Raw genomic sequence first — 293 nt, 5'->3', positions numbered from 1 at the left:
ACCACGACGTCGTGGTGCTGTTCACGGGACTGCATGGCGGCGACGGTATCACTTGCTGGCGATACTTTCCCACTGTGTGGCAAAGTGTGCCCGGCGAGTGCTATCGTCAACCAACTCTCGACAACGAAGTGTGAGGTCTCCCCATGAGCGACGGAACCCAGACGCGCACCAGCGCCGACGCCGCCAACGCCCCCGTCCCGGACGTGTTCGGCGACGACGCCCGCCGCCGGAGCATGCGGAAGGTGATCGTGGCGGCCGGCGTCGGCCACTTCGTGGAGTGGTTCGACTTCGGC

This window comes from Curtobacterium sp. MCBA15_016, from assembly GCF_001865105.1.
Classification (GTDB): domain Bacteria; phylum Actinomycetota; class Actinomycetes; order Actinomycetales; family Microbacteriaceae; genus Curtobacterium.
Note: the sequence above shows the minus strand (reverse complement) of the source record.